This window comes from Halolamina salina, from assembly GCF_042678005.1.
Lineage (GTDB): Archaea > Halobacteriota > Halobacteria > Halobacteriales > Haloferacaceae > Halolamina > Halolamina salina.
The window spans coordinates 12,265-13,567 of record NZ_JBHUDH010000008.1 but is presented as its reverse complement, the minus strand read 5'-3'; the positions used below and the strand labels follow the sequence as shown (position 1 = coordinate 13,567).

Annotated in this window: 2 protein-coding genes; one reads left to right on the top strand and one right to left on the bottom strand. The window is 71.8% G+C overall.

The window, feature by feature from the left end; translation table 11 throughout:
• The first annotated feature begins 92 nt into the window (after nt 1-92).
• A complete protein-coding gene (locus ACFR9S_RS00935; RefSeq protein WP_379817777.1) occupies nt 93-866 on the top strand; it encodes a metallophosphoesterase in 774 nt (257 codons plus the stop codon).
• Nucleotides 867-872: 6 nt separating this feature from the next.
• Here the strand turns inward: ACFR9S_RS00935 and ACFR9S_RS00930 are convergent.
• A partial coding sequence (locus ACFR9S_RS00930) for a sugar phosphate isomerase/epimerase family protein (RefSeq protein WP_379817775.1) occupies nt 873-1,303 on the bottom strand: 431 nt, incomplete at its 5' end.

Sequence of the window (1,303 nt, the reverse complement as noted above, 5' to 3'; positions counted from 1 at the left end):
GTCGACGCCGGCGCCGTCGAGAACGCGGTGCAGGACGCGATGATGAGCGGGAAGTGCTACGAGCCTACCGACGGCACGCTCAAGGCGATCTGATGGGCGAGCCAGCGGTCGAACCCGTCCCCGGCGCGCCGGCGGCGACGCTCGACCTGGGCGACGAGCGGGCGCTCGCGGTCGCGGACTACCACGCCGGGATCGAGGTCGGCCTGCGCTACGAGCGCGGCGTCGAACTCGACTCGAACGCCGAGAAGCGCCGGCGACGGCTGCTCTCCCTACTCGATCGCACAGGCGCCGACCGCGTGGTCGTGCTCGGGGATCTGGTCCACCGGATCGCCGAGCCCGACGACGCCGACGCCGAGGAGGTTCGGGAACTGCTCGCCGCGCTCGACGCCCGTTCGGTGCCGCTGACGCTCGCGACGGGGAACCACGACGGCGGCGTCGCCGACGTGTTCCCCGACCGGATCGAGTTACTCCCGTCCGAGGGGGCACGGGTCGGCTCGATTGGGCTGGTCCACGGACACACGTGGCCGAACGCCGAGGCGCTCTCGGCGTCGACGCTCTGTATGGGCCACGAACACCCGTCCGTTCGCCTGACCGACGAGGTCGGCGGGAGCCGGGTCGAGCGGGCGTGGCTCCGCGGGCCGTTGCGTCGGGAGCCGTTTCTCGACGCGCTCGGAGACGACGCCGACGAGCTCGCGTGGAACGACCCGGAGCTGGTGGTGTTCCCCGCGTTCAACGACCGATCCGGCGGGACGTGGATCAACGTCGAGGGGGAGTCGTTCCTCGCGCCGTTCCTGCCCGAGGCGCTTGCGAGCGGCGAGGCGTACCTGACCGACGGGACGCGGCTCGGCCCGTACCGGGAGGTCTGAGTCGGGCTACCCGACGCGGTCGAACGCCGCCCGGAGCCGGTCGGCTGAGTGGACACAGAGGGCCGGGTCGGGGCTGAACGATTCGATCGTGATCGTCCCGTCGAACCCCGCCGCGGTCAGTTCGGCGGCGACCGGCTCGTAGTCGATCTCGCCGTCGCCGAGCGCGAGGTGGGTGTCGCCGCGGGCACGAACGTCGTGGACGTGGAGGTGGGTCACGAGGTGGGCGTAGTCGTCGAGGAACGACTCGATCGCCGCCTGTCCGTCCTCCTCGAACGCGTGCCCCACGTCGAAACAGCAGGCGGCGCCGCAGTCCTCGAGGACCCGGCCCACGGTGTCGAGGTCGTAGCCGCGGTCGAGCTTTCCGAGGTTCTCGAACGTGACCTCGACGCCGCGCTCGGCGTCGCCGTAGGGGTTGTCGTAGGGGCCGGCCCGGATGC

Excerpts from the sequence above, each read along its gene's own strand:
- ACFR9S_RS00935 (WP_379817777.1), top strand. The coding sequence starts at position 93 with ATGGGCGAGCCAGCGGTCGAACCCGTCCCCGGCGCGCCGGCGGCGACG.